The following is a 19,952-nucleotide window of genomic DNA, read 5'->3' as shown; positions in this document are numbered from 1 at the left end:
GTGACCCCGATCCGGCGCAAGCGCGGCCGGGCACGACCGTCGCCGCTGCCCATCCGCGACGGTGTGGATTCCACGCGCGTGGTGCTGCGGGCCGGTCCGGACACCACCGTCGGCGAGGCGTTGCTCGCCTCCCCGGCTCTCGCCGGCCTCACCCCCGACGACCTGCACGCGCGTGCCGCGGCGGGCGAGGTCGTCGACGCCGCGGGCCGGCCGGTCGACCTCGACGCGCCGTCGCGGGTCAACACGTCGATCTATCTCTACCGGGACCTGCCCGAGGAGGTGCCGATCCCGTTCGACGTGCCGATCCTGTACCGCGACGACAACATCGTCGTGGTCGACAAGCCGCACTTCCTGTCCACGATGCCGCGGGGCAGGCACGTCACCCAGACCGCGCTGGTGCGGTTGCGGCGCGAACTCGGCAGCGACACCATCTCGCCCGCGCACCGGCTCGACCGGCTCACCGCGGGCGTGCTCCTGTTCACCCTGCGCCCCGAGGTACGTGCCGCCTACCAGGACCTGTTCGCGTCGCGGCGCGCGCGCAAGGAGTACCGCGCGCTCGCACCCGTGGACGAGCGGCTGCGCGAGACGGTGACCGTGTCCGACCGCATCGAGAAGACCTCCGGTGACCTGCGCGCCCGCGTCGTCGACGGCCCGGTGAACGCGATCAGCGAGATCACGCTTCTCGACGTCACCGACCACGGTGGGGTGTACCGCCTCGTCCCGCACACCGGCCGCACGCATCAGTTGCGGCTGCACATGGCGTCACTGGGGGTGCCGATCGTCGGTGACCCGCTGTATCCCGAGGTCCGCCCCGAGCTCGCCGAACGACCCGACCGCGGGGACTTCTCGGCCCCGCTGCGGCTAGTCGCCCACGTCCTGGAGTTCACCGACCCGATCGACGGGACGGAGCGCAGGTTCGTGAGTCGGCGCCCGGTGGCGCCCTGAGGACAGTCCCTCGACGCGGCCTCCGGCGATCCCGCCGACGCCGGCTCGACGTCGGGTCCGGGACCGGGGGTCTTGCGAGGGCTGGTCTCGGCGGGTCGGACGGGGGAGCGGTGAGCATCTACGCTGGCCCTCGTGACCATCCGCGCGTCGTACGAACGGCACCCAGACCTGGGGTGCGAGGCAGTCGTGTTCATCGACGACGAGTCGATGGCGTGTTTCCAGATCCAGCGAGACCTGACCGGTGGGCCGCGGGCCGGCGAGTACTGCGTGACCACCGGCGCGAGCGCGCCCGTCTACGGCGGGATCGTCGAGTGGCGCCGGACCGACGCCCGGTTCGAGTTCTCCCTGACCCCGCGGGCGGGCCGGCTGTTCGGCGACGACGTGCTGTCCTTCGAGATCAGTCCGGTCGACGACGCGACGGTCGACGACATCGCCGCGCATGTCGACCGATTGCTGCGGTGACCCGCGGGCTACCCTGGACACCGTGACGCAACCTTTCGATCCCAGCGCATTGTTCGGCGACGGCCAGGGCGGCGAGAACCCGATGGCAGGTCTGCTCGCCCAGGCACAGCAGATGCAGGAGAAGCTGCTCGCCGCACAGGACGAGATCGCGAACGCCGAGATCGTCGGAAGCGCGGGTAACGGCCTGGTCACGGTGACCGGCAACGGCACCGGCGAGGTGACCTCGGTGTCCATCGACCCGAAGATCGTCGACCCCGACGACGTGGAGACCCTGCAGGATCTGCTGCTCGGCGCGCTCGACGACCTGTCGAAGAAGCGCGAGCAGCTCGCGAGCGAGAAGATGGGCCCGCTCGCCGGTGGTCTCGGCGGCGGCATCCCCGGGCTCGGCGGCTGACCGCCGCACCGCGCCCCTCACCCCTCCCGCCGACTCTCGACACGAAAACCCGGGCACGCGATGTATGAAGGACCGATCCAGGATCTGATCGACGAACTGGCCAAGCAGCCGGGTCTCGGTCCCAAGGGCGCGCAGCGGATCGCGTTCCACCTCCTGGCCGGGGAGAAGTCGGAGATCGACCGGCTGATCGCGGCACTCGGCCGGGTCCGTGACGACGTCATCTTCTGCGCCGAGTGCGGCAACGTGGCGGCCAACCGGCTGTGCCGCATCTGCTCCGATCCCCGTCGCGACGCCACCAAGATCTGCGTCGTCGAGGAACCCAAGGACGTGCACGCGATCGAGCGGACCAAGGAGTTCAAGGGTCGCTACCACGTGCTCGGCGGAGCCCTCGACCCGTTGTCGGGGATCGGACCCGACCAGCTGCGCATCCGCGAACTGCTGCGCCGGCTCGGCAACCAGGCCGACGGTGTCGACGTCACCGAGGTCATCGTGGCGACCGACCCCAACACCGAGGGCGAGGCCACCGCGACCTACCTGCAACGCATGCTCAAGGATTTCCCCGGACTGTCCGTGACGCGGCTGGCGTCGGGCCTGCCGATGGGCGGCGACCTCGAGTTCGCCGACGAACTGACCCTCGGCCGGGCACTGTCGGGCCGGCGGATTCTCGCCTGACCCGCACTGATGACCGCCTCGCCACCGGCGATCGACGCGGCCGTCGTGGCCCGCGTGGAGGACCTCGCCGATCAGCTCGACGCCGGGATCGTCGCCGTCGACGGACCGTCGGGCGCCGGTAAGTCGACCGTCGCCGACCTGCTCGTCGATCGGCTGCGCGCCCGCGGGGTAGGGGTGACGCTGGTACGGACCGACGACTTCGCGACCTGGGACAACCCGGTGGCCTGGTGGCCCGAACTCGAGGCCGACGTCCTGCACTCGTTCGTCCGGCGCCGCGACTTCCGGTACCGCCCACGGGTGTGGCACGACGGCGTCGCGACGCCGGGGCCCGCGAAGTGGGTGCAGTGGCAGCCGCTGCTGATCATCGAAGGGGTCTCGTCCGCTCGTCGGCGCGTTGCCGAACGACTGACCCATGCGCTGTGGCTCGACGGGGGTACCGCCGAGGAACGCCTCGAACGCGCCGTCGCGCGGGACGGCGAGGGGCCCGGGTCCACCTGCGGGAGTGGCAGGAGTTCGAACGCGGCTGGTTTGCCGTGGACCGTACGCGTGAGCGGTGCGTGGTACTGGACCGGCCGTGAGAATGGTTAGGGTCGGGTCATGCCCACCCGAAGGCGCCGCTACCGCGATCTGGCCGAGCTCGACGCTCACCTGATCGACTGCCGTGCCTGCCCGCGCCTGGTGGCATGGCGCGAACAGGTGGCGCGGGAGAAGCGACGCGCCTTCGCCGACGAGGAGTACTGGGGCCGCCCGGTCCCCGGCATCGGGCCGTCGGACGCGAAGCTGCTGATCGTCGGCCTGGCGCCCGCGGCGCACGGCGGAAATCGCACCGGTCGTATGTTCACCGGCGATCAGAGCGGCGATTTCCTTTTCGCGGCAATGTATTCCGTGGGACTGGTCAACCAGCCGCATTCGGTGTCGCGCGACGACGGCCTGGAACTCTTCGACACCCGGATCACGGCTCCCGTGCACTGCGCCCCGCCGCAGAACAAGCCGACCGTCGAGGAGCGTGACCGCTGCGCCCGGTGGTTGCATGCCGAACTCGGGCTGCTCGCCCCCACCGTCCGCGCCGTGCTCACACTCGGCCAATTCGGTTGGCAGTCAACGCTTCGCACGTTCGCGGAACTGGGGTGGACGGTGCCCAGGCCCGCGCCGAGGTTCGGGCACGGGGTATCGACGACGCTGGTCCGTGACACCACGACCCTCGAGGTGTTCGGTTGCTATCACGTCAGCCAGCACAACACCTACACCGGCCGACTGACCGTCGAGATGCTCGTCGACGTGCTGCGGAGCGCCGCGCGGTCTGCGGGGATCGACGTCGAAGGCGAGTGAATTCCGCTATGGCGCGGGAATTCTCATTCCTCGTCGAACTGGGACTCCATGGCCTCGATGATCCGCGCCTCATAGCTTGCGCGATCGATGAACCGGGCCTCGAAACCCTCCTCGGTACGTTCGCCGGCGGCGACCGCCTCGGCCAGCGCGACAATGCGCCACCGGTGTTCGTCGTCGTCTCCGAGCCGCCGAAGGGTCCCGACCATCCGCTCGAGGACCTCCTCGTGGGAGTCGGCCGTGACCGACCAGTCCTCGCCGCCGTAACGTCCCGTCCAGACGCCGTTCTCACAGGTGAGAATGGCGTGCTGGACCACGTGCAGCATCTTGTTCCCGGTCACGGTGCACCTCCGCAACTCCGACGTGTGAGTCGTGCTCATCCTGCCCGACGATCGGTGCGTGCGTGGCTGATTCAGCGGAAACCCGTGTCGCGACCCGGGGTCCCGATCCTGTCTGCGCGTTCCGGTTGCCGAACCACTCTCGACCCGGACATGGCGACGTACCCGTGTCCGAACGGATCGACGGGCCGTACTACCGCCGTCGGCCCGCGGCCAGGCGTTCCCTGCGCAGGCGCTCGACCTCGGGGAGGTCGAGCGGCGCGAGCGAGTCGACGCCCATCGCGGTTGCGAGCAGGTGGTCGGCCAGCTCGGGGTTCCGGGCGAGCGCCGGGCCGTGCATGTAGGTGCCGATGACGCTTCCCTGGACGACGCCCTCCGTGCCGTCGCCCACACCGTTGCCGACACCGTGCCTGACCTTGGCCAGCGGCTTGGCGTCCGGGCCCAGTTTGCTTCCGCCGCGATGGTTCTCGAAACCGGTCAGCGGCTGGGTCAGCGCCGGGTGGACCGGTTCGGTGACCAGCTCGCCGATGGACCGCTTCTCCTGCGGCGACGTGGTCAGGTCGAATAGCGAGATGCCGTCGACACGCTCACCGGCCGAGGTCTCGTACCAGTGGCCGAGCACCTGGATCGCCGCGCAGATCGCCAGCACCGGACGTCCCGCGGCGGCGGCCTTCTGCAGGCCCGGGTAGCGGGTGAGATGCCGGGTGGCCAGGCGCTGCGCGTAGTCCTCTGCGCCGCCCAGGGTGTAGACGTCCAGCGAATCGGGCACCGGGTCGTCGAGGGTGATGTGGACGACCTCGGCGTCGATGCCGCGCATGATCGCGCGCCGCTTGAGGACGAGGGCGTTGCCGCCGTCGCCGTAGGTGCCCATGACGTCGGGCAGGACCAGACCGATGCGGAGAGTGGACTCGCTCACTGTTCGCCCTTCCGTGCCCGTGCGGCGCGCTCCATCGCGACCCCGAGATCGCGGAACGCGGTGTAGTTGGCCAGCACCTCGACCCGCCCCGGCGGGCACGAGGCGATCGCCTCCATCGGGTCCGGGATGGTGGTGTGCTCGGCGCCCGCGTAGAGCAACCGCACCGACAGGTCGGCGGCCCGCTCGCCGGAGGCGACGACCTGCATCGTCTCGAAGGCCTCGAAGCGCACGTCCCAGAGCCACGACAGGTCCTCGCCGTCGGGGACCTGGCCGTTGACGGCGATCACCAGGCCGTCGGCGTCCTGGTCGATCATCGACAGCGCCTCCTGCCAGCCGGCCGGGTTCTTCGCGAGCAGGGTGCGGACCGAGTGGTTGCCGATCTGGTGCACGCCGTAGCGCCCGGCGACCTCGCCCACGGTGCCGACCGCGGCGACCGCCTTGGCCGGGTCGGCGCCCATCGCGACGGCCGCGGCGACGGCCTGCGTCGCGTTGCCACGGTTCGCCCGACCGGGCACCGAGAGGGTCATCGGGGCGGAGAAGCCGTCGGGGCCATAGATGTTCTCGTCGTCGAACCACCACTGCGGGGTGGGGCGGCGGAAGTTCTCGTCCCCGGTCGACCGCCAGCCGTCCCCGGACCGCACGATCGGCTCGCCGGTGCGAGGGCAGCTCACCGAGTCGCCCACCCAGCTCGCGCCGGCGGCGACCCAGATGACGTTCGGGGCGTCGAAGGCCGCCGAGGTGACCAGCACGTCGTCGCAGTTGGCGACGACGGTCGACGACGGATGTTGCGCGATGCCCTCGCGGAGCCGTCGCTCGATCATGTTGATCTCCCCGACCCGGTCGAGTTGGTCGCGGGAGAGGTTCAGCAGCACCAGCACCTCGGGGTCGACGGCGTCGCTGACGTGCGGCACGTGCAGCTCGTCGACCTCGAGCGCGGCGTACGGCGCGGTGCGGGTCAGGGTGAGCGTGGCGATGATGCCGGCGTCCATGTTCGCGCCGTCGGCCTGCGTGGCGACCTCGCCGAGCTCGGCCATCGCCGCCGCGGCCATCCGCGTGGTCGTCGACTTGCCGTTGGTGCCGGTGATGATCGCGGTGCGCTTGCCGGCCGCGAGGCGGCGCATGATCTCGGGGTCGATCTTGGCGGCGACGAGGCCGCCGATCATCGACCCCTTGCCGCGGCCGGTGGCGCGCGACGCCCACCGGGCCGCCGCGGCCGCGGCCAGCGCGACCGAGGTGCGGACGGGTAGACGGGTGCCCCGGCGGGATGCGGAACCGGCGGACGATGGACGGTCGGACATGGCCACGAGTGTTCCACAGGCTCGCACGCCGGGTTGCTCGTGGCGGCTGCCGACCAGCAAGTAGGCTCTGCGGATGTGAGCCGCGACACGCATCAGACACTGTCCCTGCCCGCTCGACTCCAGGCCGGCCTCATGCGCGGGGCGTCGAAGATCCCGCCGGGTGTCCTGGCACTGGCCGGCCGGTGGGCCCCCACCAACTCCGACGGCGAGCGACTCGCCCCCGAGATGTTCGCCGTGGGCTGGGCCGCCGAGCACGTGCCGGGCGTCGGCCTGGGCAACGACGACGTCGCCGAGTCCCGCAAGCAGATCGACGATTCGGCCGCAGGCCTCGCCGAGGACCTCCCGCCCATGGCGGCCGAGGAGGACCTGGTCTTCGACGGCCCCGGTGGCGAACTGAGGGCCACGAGGTACCGGTCGAAGACCTCCTCGCGAGGCATCCTCCTCTACTTCCACGGCGGTGGCTGGGTCATCGGCAGCCGCATCAGCCACGACGGCTTCGTGCGTCGCCTGGCGCACGACACCGGCCTCGACGTCGTCTCCGTCGAATACCGGCTGGCCCCGGAGAACCCGTTCCCGGCCGCGGTGGAGGATGCGGTCGCGGCGTGGCGATTCGTCGTCGACGCGGCGCCGCGCTGGGGCGTCGACCCGCGGCGCATCGTCGTCTCGGGGGACAGCGCCGGGGGCAATCTCGCCACCGTGCTGGCGCGCGAGGTGCGCGGCGAGGACATCGCCCCGCTGCTGCAGCTGCTGATCTACCCGGTGACGGACCTGTCGAAGAAGAGCGCCTCGCGCCGGGAGTTCCCGTCGGGCTTCTTCCTCACCGAGGAGCGGATGACGTGGTTCAGCGACCACTACGTCCCCGACCTCGCCCAGCGCACCGACCCGCGGTGCTCGCCGCTGCTGGCCGACGACCTGAGCGGTCTGGCGCCGGCGCACGTCGTCGTCGCGGGCTTCGACCCGCTGCGTGACGAGGGCCTGGCCTACGCCGAGCGGCTGAAGGAGGCCGGTGTCCCGGTCACCGTGCAGCGCGAGGGCTCGCTGATCCACGGCTTCGCGAACATGACCCTCATCAGCCCCGACGCGCGGGCGGCCGTCGACCGGATGTGCGCGGCCGTGCGCGACGCCGTCACCGCCGCGCAGTAGGGGAACAGTCGGCCGAGTCGGGGCACGCAGGACCGGAACACACGGAGCGGAGAGCACCGGGGGTCAGGGGCACGCCGAGCGCGCCGCGGGCCGGGGCGCGGTCTCCCCGTCGGCCCGCCCTCCCCGGTCTGGTCCGGTGACGGGTTCGGGCCCGGTGGCCTGTGGGACCGGGGTCGGACGCACCCGCGGACGTGAGCGCGGGCGCGCCATCACGCCGACCGCGCAGCCGACCACGACGACGGTCGCGCCGATGATCTCCCCGACGGTGGGTACCTCGTCGAGGAAGACGAACGACGCCGAGATGCCGACGACGGGCACCAACAGCGACATCGGGGAGACGCGGCTGGCGTCGTTGCGGCTGAGCAGGAGCGTCCACAGGCCCGCGCCCACCAGCGTGCCGAGGACGGCGAGATAGATCAGTCCGCCGAGCGCGCGCAGGCCCGTCTCGGTGCCGATGGTCATGAGGGCGTCGATGCCTGCGGTCGGGCCCTCGACGATGAGGCTCACGACATAGAGGGGCGGACCCGCGACGACGGCCATCCACAGGGTCATGCGGAACGAGTCGTCGGGCTGCGCGAGGCGGCCGCCGATGTTGCCGATCGCCCAACTCAATCCGCCGAGGACGGTCAGCCCGATCGGGATGAGCGCTGCCGCGCCGATGCCGCTGCCGGTGGCGCGATCCCAGGCGATGACGCCCATCCCGGCCACGGCGACGAGGAGCCCCAGGACCTGGAGCAGCGTCATCCGCTCACGGAGGAACAGCACGCCGAGGACGACGGTGAAGGGGGCCGAGGTCTGCAGGACCAACGAGGCCAGGCCTGCCGGCATCCCGAGGTCCATCGCCAGGAAGAGGCAGATGAACTGCACGGTGCCGAATCCGGCCACGTACAGCAGGAACCACTTCAGGCGGACCTTCGGGAATCGGACGAAGGCGATGACCGGGAGCGCCATGACGGCGAAGCGCAGGGCGGCGAGGAACAGGGGAGGGAAGTGTTCGAGGGCGAGGTGGATCGCCACGAAGTTGAGTCCCCACAAGAACACCACGCCGAGCGCGAGCAACCGGTCACGAGAGGACATGTCCTTCATCGTCGAGGTCACGACGATGAAGGACAATCGAATTTAATCGAAGCCTTGCTGAAGTTCTCCTACAGAGATGGGTGCCCTACAGCGACGGCTCCGGCGGCATCACTGTTGCTGAGCGGCGGCGACCTTGGCGCGCACGTCGTCCATGTCGAGGCCCTCGACCGCACTGATGAGTTCCTCGAGCTGGGCCGGGGGCAGCGCGCCCGGCTGGTTGAACACCAGGATCCCGTCGCGGAACGCCATCAGGGTCGGGATCGACTGGATGCCCAGGCTGCCGGCGAGCTGTTGCTGCTCCTCGGTGTCCACCTTGCCGAAGAAGATGTCGGAATGTTCCTCGGAAGCCTTCTCGAAGACCGGGCCGAACATGCGGCACGGACCGCACCAGCTCGCCCAGAAGTCGAGCAGCACGATGCCGTCCTTCGTGACAGTCTCTTCGAAGGTTTCCAGGGTTACGTCATGTGATGCCATGGTCGGCACAACCATTTCCGACGCCCCGGCATTCCATGACCGTTCTGTTGATTCCGAATCCGCGCTGTGTCCGGCGGGTCCAGCCCGGCCGGGCACTCAGGCCGGCTTGTATGCCTCTCGCGCGAGAACGCCCCACCCGACCAGCAGGGCGGCAACGATCAGCCCGGCCGCCAGCGGCAGCAGTGAGCCGTAGCCGAACCTCGCGGCGAGGGACGACGGGACCGTCGCGCCGACGATCGCGCCCGCGGCCACCGCGCTGTTGAACAGTCCCATCGCGGACCCCTGGCCGTCGAGGGTGAGGTCGGCGGCCATCTTGGTCGCGCCGATGTAGTCGAACGGGTAGCCCAACGCCACCAGTATGAGCCCGGCGATGCCGATCCAGGAGTCTCCCGACGGGTGCCAGATCCAGGCGGCCGTCATCACCGCCAGGCCGGTCAGCGTGATCAGCAGACCCGTGCGCAGGACCCAACCGCAGCCGTACCGGTCCGCGAGGCGCCCGCACGCGGGATACAGGCAGGCTCCGACGACCGAGGCCAGCAGGTACCAGGACGCGGTGTGCGACGACGACACGGCGAAGGCGTCCTTCATCACCAGCGGCATCACGTTCAGGAAGGTCTGTACGGCGGTCATCGCCAGGAACCACGACGCGAGGAACCGGCCGAACGGTCCCCGCAGTTCGCGACGCAGGCCGCCCGGCGTCGGCAGTGCGGAGTCGGGGCGGGCGGGGTCGGAGCCTGCGGACGCCAGGTGGGGGAGGCGTAGCCGGCCCAGCAGGGTGCCGAAGACGATCACGACACCTGCGACGTACCAGCCGGTGTGGACATGGCCGTCGGCGAACACCGCTCCGATCGCCAGTCCCGACACCTGGCCCATGCCGAACACGAAGCGGAACCATCCGATGCGCTCGTCCCACTCGTCCTCCGGATGGCCCTCGGTGATGAACACGCTGCCCAGGGTCTGCACGGCTCCCGCGGTGGCACCGGCGACCACGGCCGCGACACACCAGCCGAGGAGTCCGTCGGACAAACCGAACCCGATGGCCGCGACACCCATCAGGGGGAATGACCCGAGAAAGATCGTCCGCTGTCCGCCGGTGCGGTCGGCGATCTTCCCGATCACCGGCGCGAAGAGCTGGCCGCCGAAGAACGCGGCGAGCGCGGCGGCGACCGCCACCGTGCCCCGTGAGGTCACGGTCAGCGGGATGAGCAGCGGCACAATGCCGTTCACGAGCAACCCGGCGAGTGCATAGGCGCTGAACCAGGGCTCGATACTGCCCCGCATGCCCACCCGGGCCGTCTGCGGGGTGGTCGACGCCTCGCTCGTAATCACGGTCCTCACTCTCTCGGGAGACAACGCGCGACACCGTAGCCCGGGCGCGGCCCCTGATCGCAGCGCCACGAGCGAGCGGCACGATCGCAGCGCTGTTCTGGCACAAAAGGCCGCTGGCGGGTTCGCCGGGTACCTTGACCTCCATGGAGGTGCGCCGACTGCGTCTGCTGCGCGAGTTCGCCGACCGCGGGTCCATCGGCGCGGTCGCCGAGGCGCTGCACATGACGCCCTCGGCGGTCTCGCAGCAGATGAAGGTGCTCGCCGACGAGGCGGGAGTGCCGCTATTCGAACCCGACGGCCGTGGCCTGCGGCTCACCGAGGCCGGGCATGCCCTGGTGCTGCGGGCAGACGAGGTCATCGCAGCGGTGGAACGTGCGCAGGAGGAGATGGCGTCGTACCGGTCGGGCAAGGCCCGCGTGCGGCTGGCGATGTTCCCGTCCGGGTCGACCCTGCTGCTGCCCAGCGTCCTCGATCGGGCCGCACTCGCGGGAATCGAGGTGGACGCGTTCCACCTCGACGTCGGTTATGCCGACGCCGCGCCGGCGCTCGCGGACTTCGACATCGTGGTGACCCACCGCGACGAGCGGACTCCCGCGGTCAACCACTCGCGGGTGCGGGTCACCGAGCTGATGCGCGAACCGGTCGACGTCATCGTGCCCCTCGACAGCCCGTTGGGCGCGTCGGATCGGGTCACGGTGTCCGAACTCGCCGAGCACGACTGGATCAGCGTCGAGGGCGGATTCCCCGTCGACGATGTGCTGCAGTCGATCTCGGCGGTGACCGGGGTCGCGCCGAGGGTGACGCAGCGGATGCTCGACTTCACCACCATCGAGGCGCTCGTCGCCGGCGGGCACGGTATCGCTCTGATGCCGCGCTTCGCGGTGCGGCACCCGGCGGTGAAACGCCTGGAACTCAAAGGGGTTCGGGCCGCCCGCGTCTACGAGGCGCTGTCGAGGCCCAGGTCGCGCACCGTGGTCGAGCGGGTCGTCGAGCAGATCGCGGCGGCGGCAGCGGAGCATTCCTGAACGACAAGGGCCGCCGGCCCACGCATTTCGCGTGAACCGACGGCCCTTTCGTGAACCCCGTGAGAGAGCGGGTCAGAAGCCGAGGCTCTTGCCCACGATGTCCTTCATGATCTCGGTGGTGCCGCCGAAGATCGTCTGGATACGGGCATCCTTGTAGGCGCGGGCGACCCGGTACTCGTTCATGTAGCCGTAGCCGCCGTGCAACTGCAGGCAGCTGTCGATGACGCGCTTGGCGAGCTCGGTGCACCACCACTTGTTCTTGGACGCGTCGACGGCGTCGAGCTCACCGTCGAGCACGCCCTGTAGGCAGCGGTCGATGTAGATCTCGGCGATGTCGAGCTCGGTGGCCATCTCGGCGATGGTGAAGCGGTTGGCCTGGAAGGTGCCGATCGGGCGGCCGAATGCCTTGCGGTCCTTGCAGTACTGGACGGTCTCCTCGAAGACCGCGCGGGCGCCGGCGATGGCGCCGATGCCGATCGACAGGCGCTCGGAGGGGAGGTTCTGCATGAGGTGGTAGAAGCCCATGCCCTCCTGGCCGAGCAGGTTCTCGACCGGCACGCGCACGTTGTTGAAGTGCAGCTCGGCGGTGTCCTGTGCGCGCAGGCCCATCTTGTCGAGCTTGCGGCCGCGCTCGAAGCCCTCCATGCCGCGCTCGACGACCAGCAGCGAGAACGCCTTGTGACCGGCCGCGGGATCCGGGTTGGTGCGGCAGACGACCACCACGAGGTCGGCGTTGATGCCCGAGGAGATGAAGGTCTTGTTGCCGTTGAGGACGTAGTGGTCGCCCTCGAGCTTCGCCGAGGTCTTGATGCCGGCGAGGTCGGAGCCGGCGCCCGGCTCGGTCATCGCGACGGCGAGGATGGTCTCGCCCGTGGCGATGCCCGGCATCCAGCGCTTCTTCTGCTCTTCGTTGGCGAGGTGCACGAAATACGGTGCGACGACGTCGTTCTGGAGGCTCAGGCCGGGCGATGCGCCGTCGAACTTGGCGAACTCCTCGACGACGACCGCGTTGAAGCGGAAGTCGTTCATCGCGCCGCCGCCGCCGTACTCCTCGGGGATGTTGAAGCCGAGGAGACCGGCGTCGCCGGCCTTCTTGTAGACCTCGCGGTCGACGATGCCCGCTGCGGTCCATTCCTCGTTGTGCGGCAGGCACTCACGGATCAGGAACTGGCGAGCGGTTTCCCGGAGGGCTTCGTGCTCTTCTTCGAAGATGGCGCGTTTCATGGCTGCTTCCTTTCCTTCAGGCTTCGGTTGCTGTCGTTGGAGTCGTTGTCGGTGGTCTGGGTGTCGCCGAGGTGGTCGACGTTCTGCGCGCCCACGACACGCAGCGAGATCAGTGCGTAGGACCGGGCGACCTCGGCGGGGGTGCGGGCACCGGAAGGGCGGTACCAGGTCGTGACCGCCTGGCAGGCGCCGAACAGGTACCGCAGCACGTCCTTGATGTCCTCGTCGAACCGGAACTCGCCCGACTCGCGGCCCGCCTCGATGACCTCGGCGAGCATGTTCTCGGTCTCCGTGCGCATCGCGACGTAGTTCTCGCGGCGCGGGTCGTCGGCTGCGAGATGGCGGAATTCGTGTGCGACGCTTGCCAGTTCGAGGTCGCTCGTCATGTGCAGGACGATGGATTCGATGGCGTTGGAGAGCTTCTCCGACGGCGTGTCGCCGGCCTCGATGGCGGCTCCCACCCAGGCGAGGACCGAGGTCATCGCCGCTTCGAGGAGTTCGACGAGAATGCCGAGCTTGTTGTCGTGGTGGTAGTAGAGGGTCGGCAGGGAGACGCCGGCGCGCGACGCGATGTCGCGGATGGAGGTTCCGTGGAAGCCGCGCTCGTAGAACGCGCGCTTGGCGGCCACGAGGGTGGGCGGGAGCGGGACGGGTTCGCGCCGTCGCCAGTCCACGCCCTCGGTGTCGATCGTGAACCGCCGTGGTGCGGCGTCCTTGCCTGCCTCAGCCACGGTCGGCGGCGGTGACGGGGGCGAGCGGTCCGACGGGCCCCGACCCGGACGCGCCGGTTCCGGGCGTGCCGACCGTGGGGCGGTTGGGGTCGACGACTGCCGCTACGGGCATGGGTTCCTCTCGAGTGTGATGTCGGCGGTCGCGGCCGAGACACGTCGCAGGCGGGCGCCGTGTGTCGTCGCGAACGTGACCGGGCACGGCATGGCGCCCATCACTTATCTAACGATCGTTATACGGTTTAGCATGCCGTCGCCCGCGGATGCAACACCGCCACGGATCAGGGCGGAGAGGCTCGGGTGTCCTAGATCGCGCCCTTGGCGGGATCGCCGGCGGGGACCGCGGTGAAGGTCTTCACGTCGAGCGGTCCGGCGAGCAGGGGGCCGAGGGCCTTGCCGAGCTCGGCGAGCGCCGGCGCCTTGCTGTGCGCGCCGAGCGCCTCGAGGGATTCCCACCGCTCGATCATCACGAGATCGGTCGAGTCCCCGGTCGCCTCGTGCAGCGCGTACTTCACGCAACCGGGCTCGTCGTGCACCTTCGGGATCGCGGCGAGCACGGCGTCGCGGACCGCCTGCTCCTCGCCGGGCTGGGGGGAGATGGTGGCGACGACGATGACCTCGGGCATCGGCGGGCTCTCCTCTGACGGGCGGACATTGATGTCGTCGTGAGGTTATGGGAGCCGGTGGCGTTCTCGTGGCGGTTTCGTCGAGAGCACGCGTCAGCGCCAGCCGAGGGCCGGTGCGACGTGGGTGAGGATCGACTCGATCACGTGCGCGTTGTATTCCACACCGAGTTGGTTGGGGACCGTCAGCAGCAGGGTGTCGGCCGCCGCGATGGCCTCGTCTTCCCGCAGTTGCTCGATGAGCTTGTCCGGCTCCTCGGCGTAGCTGCGGCCGAACCGCGCGACCGAGTTGTCGATGATGCCGACCTGGTCGGACTCCTGGCCGCCGCGACCGAAGTAGGCGCGGTCCCGGTCGTCGACGATCGCGAAGATGCTGCGGCTCACCGACACCCGCGGCTCGCGCGGATGGCCGGCCTCGACCCATGCCTTGCGGAACCGCTGGATCTGCTCGGCCTGCAGCTGGTGGAAGGGCACGCCGGTGTCCTCGGTGAGCAGCGTCGACGACATGAGGTTCATGCCCTTCTCCGCGGCCCATTCCGCCGTCGCGCGGGTGCCGGCGCCCCACCAGATCCGGTCGCGGAGGCCGGGCGACTGCGGTTCGATCGGCAGCAGGCCCGGCGGGTTGGGGAACATGGGCCGGGGATTCGGCCGCGCGAACCCGCCACCCTCGATGACACGCAGGAACACCTCGGCGTGCTGGCGGGCCATGTCGGCGTCGGTGGAGCCCTCCGGCGGGACGTACCCGAAGTACTTGTAACCCTCGATGACCTGCTCGGGGGACCCGCGGGAGATGCCGAGCTGCAGCCGGCCCTCGGAGATGAGATCGGCGGCGCCGGCGTCCTCGGCCATGTACAGCGGGTTCTCGTAGCGCATATCGATGACGCCGGTGCCGATCTCGATGCGGCTGGTCTTGGCGCCGATCGCCGACAGCAGCGGGAACGGCGACGCCAGCTGGCGTGCGAAGTGGTGCACCCGGAAGTACGCGCCGTCGGCACCAAGGTCTTCAGCGGCGACGGCCAGGTCGATCGACTGCAACAGGGTGTCGGATGCCGACCGGACCTGCGATCCGGGCGACTCGGACCAGTGGCCGAAGGAGAGAAAACCGATCTTCTTCATGACCGGTAAATGAAACCACGGTCCGTTTTATTCCCGGCGTCTCGATCAGTCACGAGCGTCAACGTGGAGAGGTTGCGCTGTTCCTCCCGCTCGACGCGAGCACCGCGTCCACTGTCTCGTGATCGACCATTGCGGTGCTGATCCGAGTCATCAGTTCGACGGCGAGGACTCGCGGTTGCATCTCGGGAAACCCGCGTGGTGGCCGAAGCGTGGGAGCCCAGAACAGCAACCCTCCGATGAGTTGTTGCCGGTACCTCAGCCAGGCTTCATCCAGCGACTCCGACAATCCCGCCCGCTGGTGGTACCTACGTACGAGGTCGCGCTCCCAGTCCCGACGCTGGGGCACCGTGAGCAGTGTCGGGATCGCATAGGCGAGGTCACGAGACCAGTGTCCGATACACACCGTCTGCCAATCGAGAAGGCCCATCCTGCCGTCGCGGGTCACATACCAGTTGCCGCGGTGAGGATCGTTGTGCAGCAATGTTGCAGGAAGTTCGTCGTGAATCTGGATCGCTTTCACGCACGCCTGCCAGAGACGGTCGCCGACGACCGTCATTCCACGGGAACAGAAGTCGTCTCCCTGAAACGCACGCACCGCCTTCGCGACATCGGCAATGCCGAGAGCACGACGCCAGAAGCCCGAGAACGTCGGCAACGCATCAGTCCTGAGACCCGCAATAGTTCGGTGGACATCTGCCAAGAGATCGACCGCATCCTCCGCCTGCTCCCGTGCGAACACAATCGACGGATCGGCCGGGAAGGTGGCGCCTTTCGTGTCGACCAGGTCCTCGATCAGATGGATGGAGCGAAACGTACGAGCGTCCACCGCGGAGTGGTAACCATAAGGAATCTCCAACTGTCCCAGCCGTGGACGGAAGTGGTTGTAGAACTCGGCTTCCTCCGCCATCGTCACGGAGTTCGCCAGTCGAGTCACGATCGTTGGTGTGCTCTTGACGAACATCGACGTCGGGAGTCCGGCCTCCGTCGACGAATATCGGACGGACATGTGTCCTCGAACGTTGGTTCCCGATGTGACCGGCGTGTAGGTGAACGATTCAACGGCGACGTCGGCGGGCATCTTGTCCCGCAGCACCGAGGTCAACCACTCGCTCGTGACGAGTCCGGGCTGCGACGGTACCTCGTCGATCCCGCTGACCGGCCTGGGGAACACCCGGTCCCGCGCCCCGAACGTGACCGCTCTGGTCAGCGTTCGGAGCATGCGGGCGGGCGATGCCCGAATCTCGTCGATTCCGGGTTCATCCCGTGTCATGCGTTCCTGGGCTTCAGCGGTTCTGGAGAAGCCCAGCGCGTTCCGGTGCCGCCGAGGACTTCAGTGGGATTGCGGCGTCGGCTGGAAGCGGGGCGAACAACAGATCACGGAAGCTGAAATCGCTGCGGATCGTGACACCGGCACGTTCCTGGGCGCGCCGGATTTCACCGAACAGGATCCAGGCGACGATCAACGCGAGGGCGATCGTGATCAGTCCGCCCAGGAACACGAGGGCCGTTGAACCGTTGCCGTTGACGGCTTCGTCGAAGTTGCTGTTCTTGGCGATGAAGATCGGGAAGCATGCTGCACCGTTCCAGCCTGCGTACACCAACGGGATAGTGATGAGGGGCAACAGGCGGCCCAACCCGACCATGCGGTGACGCAACGAGTACAGCACGAAGGCGATGACGACAGTCGACACGGCATCGGTGACGAACCACCAGATCGGTGCACCCAGAACCAGGAACGGATCGACGCCGTAATACTCGTAAAGATCGAACGTTGCACCGGTGGACTGCAGTGCCCAGTCGAAGAAGAAGGCCGTGGCGATCGAGCCGAGGAAGTACTTGCGCGGCATGCCGAGCGCGATGGCCCGATAGTCGATGAACGACAGCAACCCGAAGAAGAAGGAGTACCCGACCACGACGTAGAGGGGGATGTGGCGGCCCATCAACTCGATGGTGACCAACGCGTTGTCGGATGCGAACCACAGCAGCCCGACGTAGTCGGCGAGGGTTTCGAACGGGGCGGTGAGCAATCCGCCGGCGAGCATGATCAAGCCGAGGATCTCTCCCCGCCTGGTCAACCAGGCGCCGTACCCGATTGCCACGGCCGAGATTACGAGGCAGGCGACGGTGAACGTCCAACTCAGTCCGCTCGGGGCCGAGAGGTCGTATGGGGGAACGGGATACTGCGGGGCCTGGTCTGCGGCCAGCACGAGTAACGATGACATGGTTTCTCCTGGTTGTGATGAGTCGAACGAAAGTCGTTACGAGCCAGAGCCGGCGCGAAGGACTGCTCGGGCAGCTCGCTGCCCCGGGATTCCGGAAACGCCGCCACTCGGATGGCTACCGGCGCCGCCGAGGTAGAGGCCGGTGACATGCTTGTCGGAATCGGCCCAGCCCCTGGCCGGCCGCAGCGGCCCGAGCCGGGTGACAGCCTGGTCGACGTGGTAGATGCAGCCGTTGGGGGCACCCAGTCGATCCTCGAGATCCCGGGGGGTCTCCACGACCCGACCGAGTTCGAATTCCTCGATCCCCGAGATGGTTTCGGACGCGGTTGAGACGAGCTGCTTCGCGAAGGCGTCCTTGGCCGAATCCCAGTCGCCGTTGATGTTCACCGGCGACGGCGCGTAGAGGTACAGGACGTCATTGCCCTCCGGCGCCTGTGATGGATCAGTGGCGGTGAGAATCGTTGCCCACCAGGGGAGATCGTCGGGAATCTGACCGGTTCGAGCCTTTGCCTCGGCGGCGAGCACCTGGTCATAGCTGCCCCACATCAGGGTGGGCTTACGCATGTCGATGCCGTCGGCGCGTCCATGGTGGGGCAGGCTGAGTAGACCGCCGAGGGCTATGTCGACCTTGAAACACCCGATGTTCGCGGCGTTCGCGGGTGCGTTGCGCAATCCGATCGCGCCCGGGGTCTGTTTGCTGTCGAGCATCTTGCCGACGAGTTGCGGCGGGATCGCGGCAATGATCGCGTCGGCGTACAGGCGTTCGCCGGTCGCGAGGGTAACCGACTGCGCGGCACCGTCGACGACCTCGATCGACGTGACCTCGGCTCCCAATCGGATCGTCCCGCCGAGCGAGTCGAGCTTCCGGGCGAGGGCGTCCGGAATAGCCTGCATACCGCCGACCGGTCGCCCGACCCCGTACTTGTGGAGCGGCGCCGTCGCCAGGGCGGCGATACCGCTGCCGTCCGCCGTGATTGACCCGAGGATGTTGCCCATCGCGGCGAAAGCTCCACGGACGGCGTCACTCTCGAACAATCCGTCGATGACCTCGGCTGCAGAGGTGCTCAGCGCCGCGCCGAGGAGGCTTCGAGTCGCCTTGTCCCGGATGCCGCTCGCGACCGCCTTCAGGGCTTCGGTAGAGAAGCGATCAGGACGGCCGGACCCGTACGCATCCTGGATGTCGAGCGCACGCCGGGCGGCGCCGACGAACTCGGCGTAGGTTTCGGCGTCGGTGTGGGAGAACCGGCGGATGTCGGCGATGGTCTTCCCAACATCCCGCTGGAGGACGAGCGACTGTCCGTCGGGTCCAAGCCACGCCCATGCCGGATCGTGATCGATGAACCGAAGTCCGTGTCGGTCGAGAGCAAGGTCGGACTCGACGGTAGAAGCACGCCAGTACACCGCGTCGATGGCGCACTGGCTCAACAGATGCTGGGGGTACTCCGGGAGGAGGGGCGCTGACGCCGTCATTCCGCCGATGCGGTCGCCAGCCTCCAATACCGTCACACGGCAGCCCTCTTCGGCCAGGTAGCAGGCCGCCGTCAAGCCGTTGTGTCCGCCACCGATGACGACGACCCGGTCTGGTTTCTCGGCTTGCCCGCCACCAACCCGTTTACTTCCGAACACGCGAGACCTCGAATCATGAAGTACACCCGACAAGGAGTGACAAATGTGATTGAATGAGTACAGTTAGTAACATGTGTGTCAGGTCACGGTCAACCCTCCGGGGTTCGGTGCTTTCTGGATTTCGTGTCAGGATTGGCGGGTGAGTCCCGATGCGACACCTGCCCCGTTGGCTTGGGCTGCGTCGACGGCGTCGAAGCCCGAAAGTCGCACCGACGCTGCGCTTCTCGATGCGGCAGCGGTGCTGCTGGGTGAGATCGGGGAACGCAATCTGACCATCGACCAGGTGGCCGAACGTGCGGGACGCTCACGAATGACGGTCTTCCGTCGCTTCGGTAGCCGCGAGGAGTTGATCACCGCGACGTACCGGTGCGAACTCCGTCAAGTGATCGAGAGCGTGACGGCTGCTGCTAAGTCGACGAGCACCGTGCTCGACCGTGTGGAGCTGCTCTTGAGCCACTTCCTCGACAGCGCCACCGGAAACCCGGTCAGTGTCGCATTGAACCGTCCTGGGTCGGATGGAGACCTGGTTTAGGCCACCTCCGCTTCGGAGGCGACGGTCTCACGGTAGCGCGTCTCGTACTCGACCGGCGGGCAGTAGCCGATTGCCGAGTGCAACCGTTCGGTGTTGTACCAATGCACCCATGCGGCGGTTTCGCGTTCGACCTCGGCTCGTCCGGTCCAGGATCGCTGGCGGTCGATGAGTTCGCTCTTGTACAACCCGATCGTCGATTCCATCAACGCATTGTCCAGGGCATCGCCAACTGAGCCGATCGAGCCGGCCAGGCCGGAGTCGCGTAGCGCCTCGGTGAAGGCGAACGAGGTGTATTGACTTCCCGCATCGCTGTGATGAATCAAACCTGTTGCAGTAAAGGAGAAGTCGGTCCTTCTTCGGGTGAACAGGGCCTGCTCGAGAGCGCTGGTCACCAGCGGTGTCGTCTTGCTCGTCATCACCCGCCAACCCAGGATCCGTCGCGAGTACACATCGACCAGAAACGCTGTGTAGACGAATCCCGA

At 68.3% G+C, this 19,952-nt stretch carries 22 protein-coding genes and 1 pseudogene; 9 read left to right on the top strand and 14 right to left on the bottom strand.

Annotated features, from left to right (window positions below; all coding sequences use genetic code 11):
* Positions 1-45: 45 nt before the first annotated feature.
* The 6 genes and pseudogenes from ABFT43_RS14340 to ABFT43_RS14315 all read left to right on the top strand — a co-directional run bounded on the left by ABFT43_RS14340 (position 46) and on the right by ABFT43_RS14315 (position 3,802).
* Positions 46-945: a pseudouridine synthase gene (locus ABFT43_RS14340; RefSeq protein ID WP_347961240.1), complete on the top strand. Its 900-nt coding sequence runs from the start codon at positions 46-48 to the stop codon at positions 943-945.
* 132 nt (positions 946-1,077) lie between these two features.
* On the top strand, positions 1,078-1,407 hold the full coding sequence (locus ABFT43_RS14335; RefSeq protein WP_347961030.1) for a hypothetical protein: 330 nt from the start codon (positions 1,078-1,080) through the stop codon (positions 1,405-1,407).
* Positions 1,385-1,801, top strand: a complete 417-nt coding sequence (locus tag ABFT43_RS14330; RefSeq protein WP_347961029.1) for a YbaB/EbfC family nucleoid-associated protein — start codon at positions 1,385-1,387, stop codon at positions 1,799-1,801. The genes ABFT43_RS14335 and ABFT43_RS14330 overlap by 23 nt, the downstream gene beginning before the upstream one ends.
* A 60-nt stretch (positions 1,802-1,861) precedes the next feature.
* Positions 1,862-2,473 (top strand): recombination mediator RecR, encoded by a 612-nt coding sequence (recR, locus tag ABFT43_RS14325; protein WP_347961028.1) that lies wholly within the window; start codon positions 1,862-1,864, stop codon positions 2,471-2,473.
* A gap of 9 nt (positions 2,474-2,482) precedes the next feature.
* Positions 2,483-3,051: pseudogene (locus ABFT43_RS14320) on the top strand (uridine kinase family protein).
* A 19-nt stretch (positions 3,052-3,070) separates the two neighbouring features.
* Positions 3,071-3,802, top strand: a complete 732-nt coding sequence (locus ABFT43_RS14315) for a uracil-DNA glycosylase (protein ID WP_347961027.1) — start codon at positions 3,071-3,073, stop codon at positions 3,800-3,802.
* 23 nt (positions 3,803-3,825) lie between these two features.
* On the opposite strand, the gene ABFT43_RS14310 is transcribed toward ABFT43_RS14315, so the two are convergent.
* The 3 genes from ABFT43_RS14310 to ABFT43_RS14300 form a co-directional block, all read right to left on the bottom strand.
* Positions 3,826-4,179: a hypothetical protein gene (locus ABFT43_RS14310; protein ID WP_347961026.1), complete on the bottom strand. Its 354-nt coding sequence runs from the start codon at positions 4,177-4,179 to the stop codon at positions 3,826-3,828.
* Positions 4,180-4,330: 151 nt separating this feature from the next.
* Positions 4,331-5,053 (bottom strand): type 1 glutamine amidotransferase, encoded by a 723-nt coding sequence (locus tag ABFT43_RS14305; protein ID WP_347961025.1) that lies wholly within the window; start codon positions 5,051-5,053, stop codon positions 4,331-4,333.
* The gene (locus ABFT43_RS14300) at positions 5,050-6,351 is read right to left on the bottom strand and encodes a MurT ligase domain-containing protein (protein WP_347961024.1); all 1,302 of its coding nucleotides are present in this window, start codon (positions 6,349-6,351) and stop codon (positions 5,050-5,052) included. Before ABFT43_RS14300 ends, ABFT43_RS14305 begins: the two co-directional genes overlap by 4 nt.
* Before the next feature lie 75 nt (positions 6,352-6,426).
* Between ABFT43_RS14300 and ABFT43_RS14295 the strand changes: the two genes are divergently transcribed.
* Positions 6,427-7,494 (top strand): alpha/beta hydrolase, encoded by a 1,068-nt coding sequence (locus ABFT43_RS14295; RefSeq protein ID WP_006901630.1) that lies wholly within the window; start codon positions 6,427-6,429, stop codon positions 7,492-7,494.
* Positions 7,495-7,557: 63 nt separating this feature from the next.
* On the opposite strand, the gene ABFT43_RS14290 is transcribed toward ABFT43_RS14295, so the two are convergent.
* The 3 genes from ABFT43_RS14290 to ABFT43_RS14280 all read right to left on the bottom strand — a co-directional run bounded on the left by ABFT43_RS14290 (position 7,558) and on the right by ABFT43_RS14280 (position 10,374).
* The gene (locus ABFT43_RS14290; RefSeq protein WP_051997250.1) at positions 7,558-8,571 is read right to left on the bottom strand and encodes an EamA family transporter; all 1,014 of its coding nucleotides are present in this window, start codon (positions 8,569-8,571) and stop codon (positions 7,558-7,560) included.
* Between the two features lie 108 nt (positions 8,572-8,679).
* Positions 8,680-9,045, bottom strand: coding sequence for a thioredoxin (trxA, locus tag ABFT43_RS14285; RefSeq protein WP_006901628.1), 366 nt, complete (start codon positions 9,043-9,045; stop codon positions 8,680-8,682).
* Between the two features lie 96 nt (positions 9,046-9,141).
* Positions 9,142-10,374, bottom strand: coding sequence for an MFS transporter (locus ABFT43_RS14280; RefSeq protein ID WP_347961023.1), 1,233 nt, complete (start codon positions 10,372-10,374; stop codon positions 9,142-9,144).
* A gap of 143 nt (positions 10,375-10,517) precedes the next feature.
* On the opposite strand from ABFT43_RS14280, the gene ABFT43_RS14275 reads away from it, so the two are divergent.
* Complete coding sequence (locus tag ABFT43_RS14275) at positions 10,518-11,399, top strand: LysR family transcriptional regulator (RefSeq protein WP_006901626.1); 882 nt, start codon at positions 10,518-10,520, stop codon at positions 11,397-11,399.
* A gap of 72 nt (positions 11,400-11,471) precedes the next feature.
* Here the strand turns inward: ABFT43_RS14275 and ABFT43_RS14270 are convergent, their stop codons facing one another.
* The 7 genes from ABFT43_RS14270 to ABFT43_RS14240 all read right to left on the bottom strand — a co-directional run bounded on the left by ABFT43_RS14270 (position 11,472) and on the right by ABFT43_RS14240 (position 18,938).
* Entirely contained in the window at positions 11,472-12,623 is a 1,152-nt protein-coding gene (locus ABFT43_RS14270) for an acyl-CoA dehydrogenase family protein (protein WP_006901625.1), read from the bottom strand.
* Entirely contained in the window at positions 12,620-13,354 is a 735-nt protein-coding gene (locus tag ABFT43_RS14265) for a TetR/AcrR family transcriptional regulator (RefSeq protein WP_016895397.1), read from the bottom strand. Before ABFT43_RS14265 ends, ABFT43_RS14270 begins: the two co-directional genes overlap by 4 nt.
* Positions 13,355-13,656: 302 nt before the next feature.
* A complete protein-coding gene (locus ABFT43_RS14260; protein WP_109239855.1) occupies positions 13,657-13,977 on the bottom strand; it encodes a putative quinol monooxygenase in 321 nt (106 codons plus the stop codon).
* 93 nt (positions 13,978-14,070) lie between these two features.
* Complete coding sequence (locus ABFT43_RS14255; RefSeq protein ID WP_347961022.1) at positions 14,071-15,090, bottom strand: LLM class flavin-dependent oxidoreductase; 1,020 nt, start codon at positions 15,088-15,090, stop codon at positions 14,071-14,073.
* Between the two features lie 58 nt (positions 15,091-15,148).
* On the bottom strand, positions 15,149-16,360 hold the full coding sequence (locus tag ABFT43_RS14250) for an aminoglycoside phosphotransferase family protein (RefSeq protein WP_347961021.1): 1,212 nt from the start codon (positions 16,358-16,360) through the stop codon (positions 15,149-15,151).
* A gap of 13 nt (positions 16,361-16,373) precedes the next feature.
* The gene (locus ABFT43_RS14245) at positions 16,374-17,312 is read right to left on the bottom strand and encodes a hypothetical protein (protein ID WP_347961020.1); all 939 of its coding nucleotides are present in this window, start codon (positions 17,310-17,312) and stop codon (positions 16,374-16,376) included.
* Positions 17,313-17,348: 36 nt separating this feature from the next.
* A complete protein-coding gene (locus tag ABFT43_RS14240; RefSeq protein WP_347961019.1) occupies positions 17,349-18,938 on the bottom strand; it encodes a phytoene desaturase family protein in 1,590 nt (529 codons plus the stop codon).
* A 139-nt stretch (positions 18,939-19,077) separates the two neighbouring features.
* Between ABFT43_RS14240 and ABFT43_RS14235 the strand changes: the two genes are divergently transcribed.
* Positions 19,078-19,470, top strand: a complete 393-nt coding sequence (locus ABFT43_RS14235) for a TetR/AcrR family transcriptional regulator (protein ID WP_347961018.1) — start codon at positions 19,078-19,080, stop codon at positions 19,468-19,470.
* Here the strand turns inward: ABFT43_RS14235 and ABFT43_RS14230 are convergent.
* A partial coding sequence (locus tag ABFT43_RS14230) for an integrase core domain-containing protein (protein WP_347961017.1) occupies positions 19,467-19,952 on the bottom strand: 486 nt, incomplete at its 5' end. The two genes, ABFT43_RS14235 and ABFT43_RS14230, sit on opposite strands and share 4 nt — an antisense overlap.

It is taken from the genome of Gordonia aurantiaca, from assembly GCF_039939235.1.
Classification (GTDB): domain Bacteria; phylum Actinomycetota; class Actinomycetes; order Mycobacteriales; family Mycobacteriaceae; genus Gordonia.
This window is presented reverse-complemented; position numbering and strand designations above follow the sequence as displayed.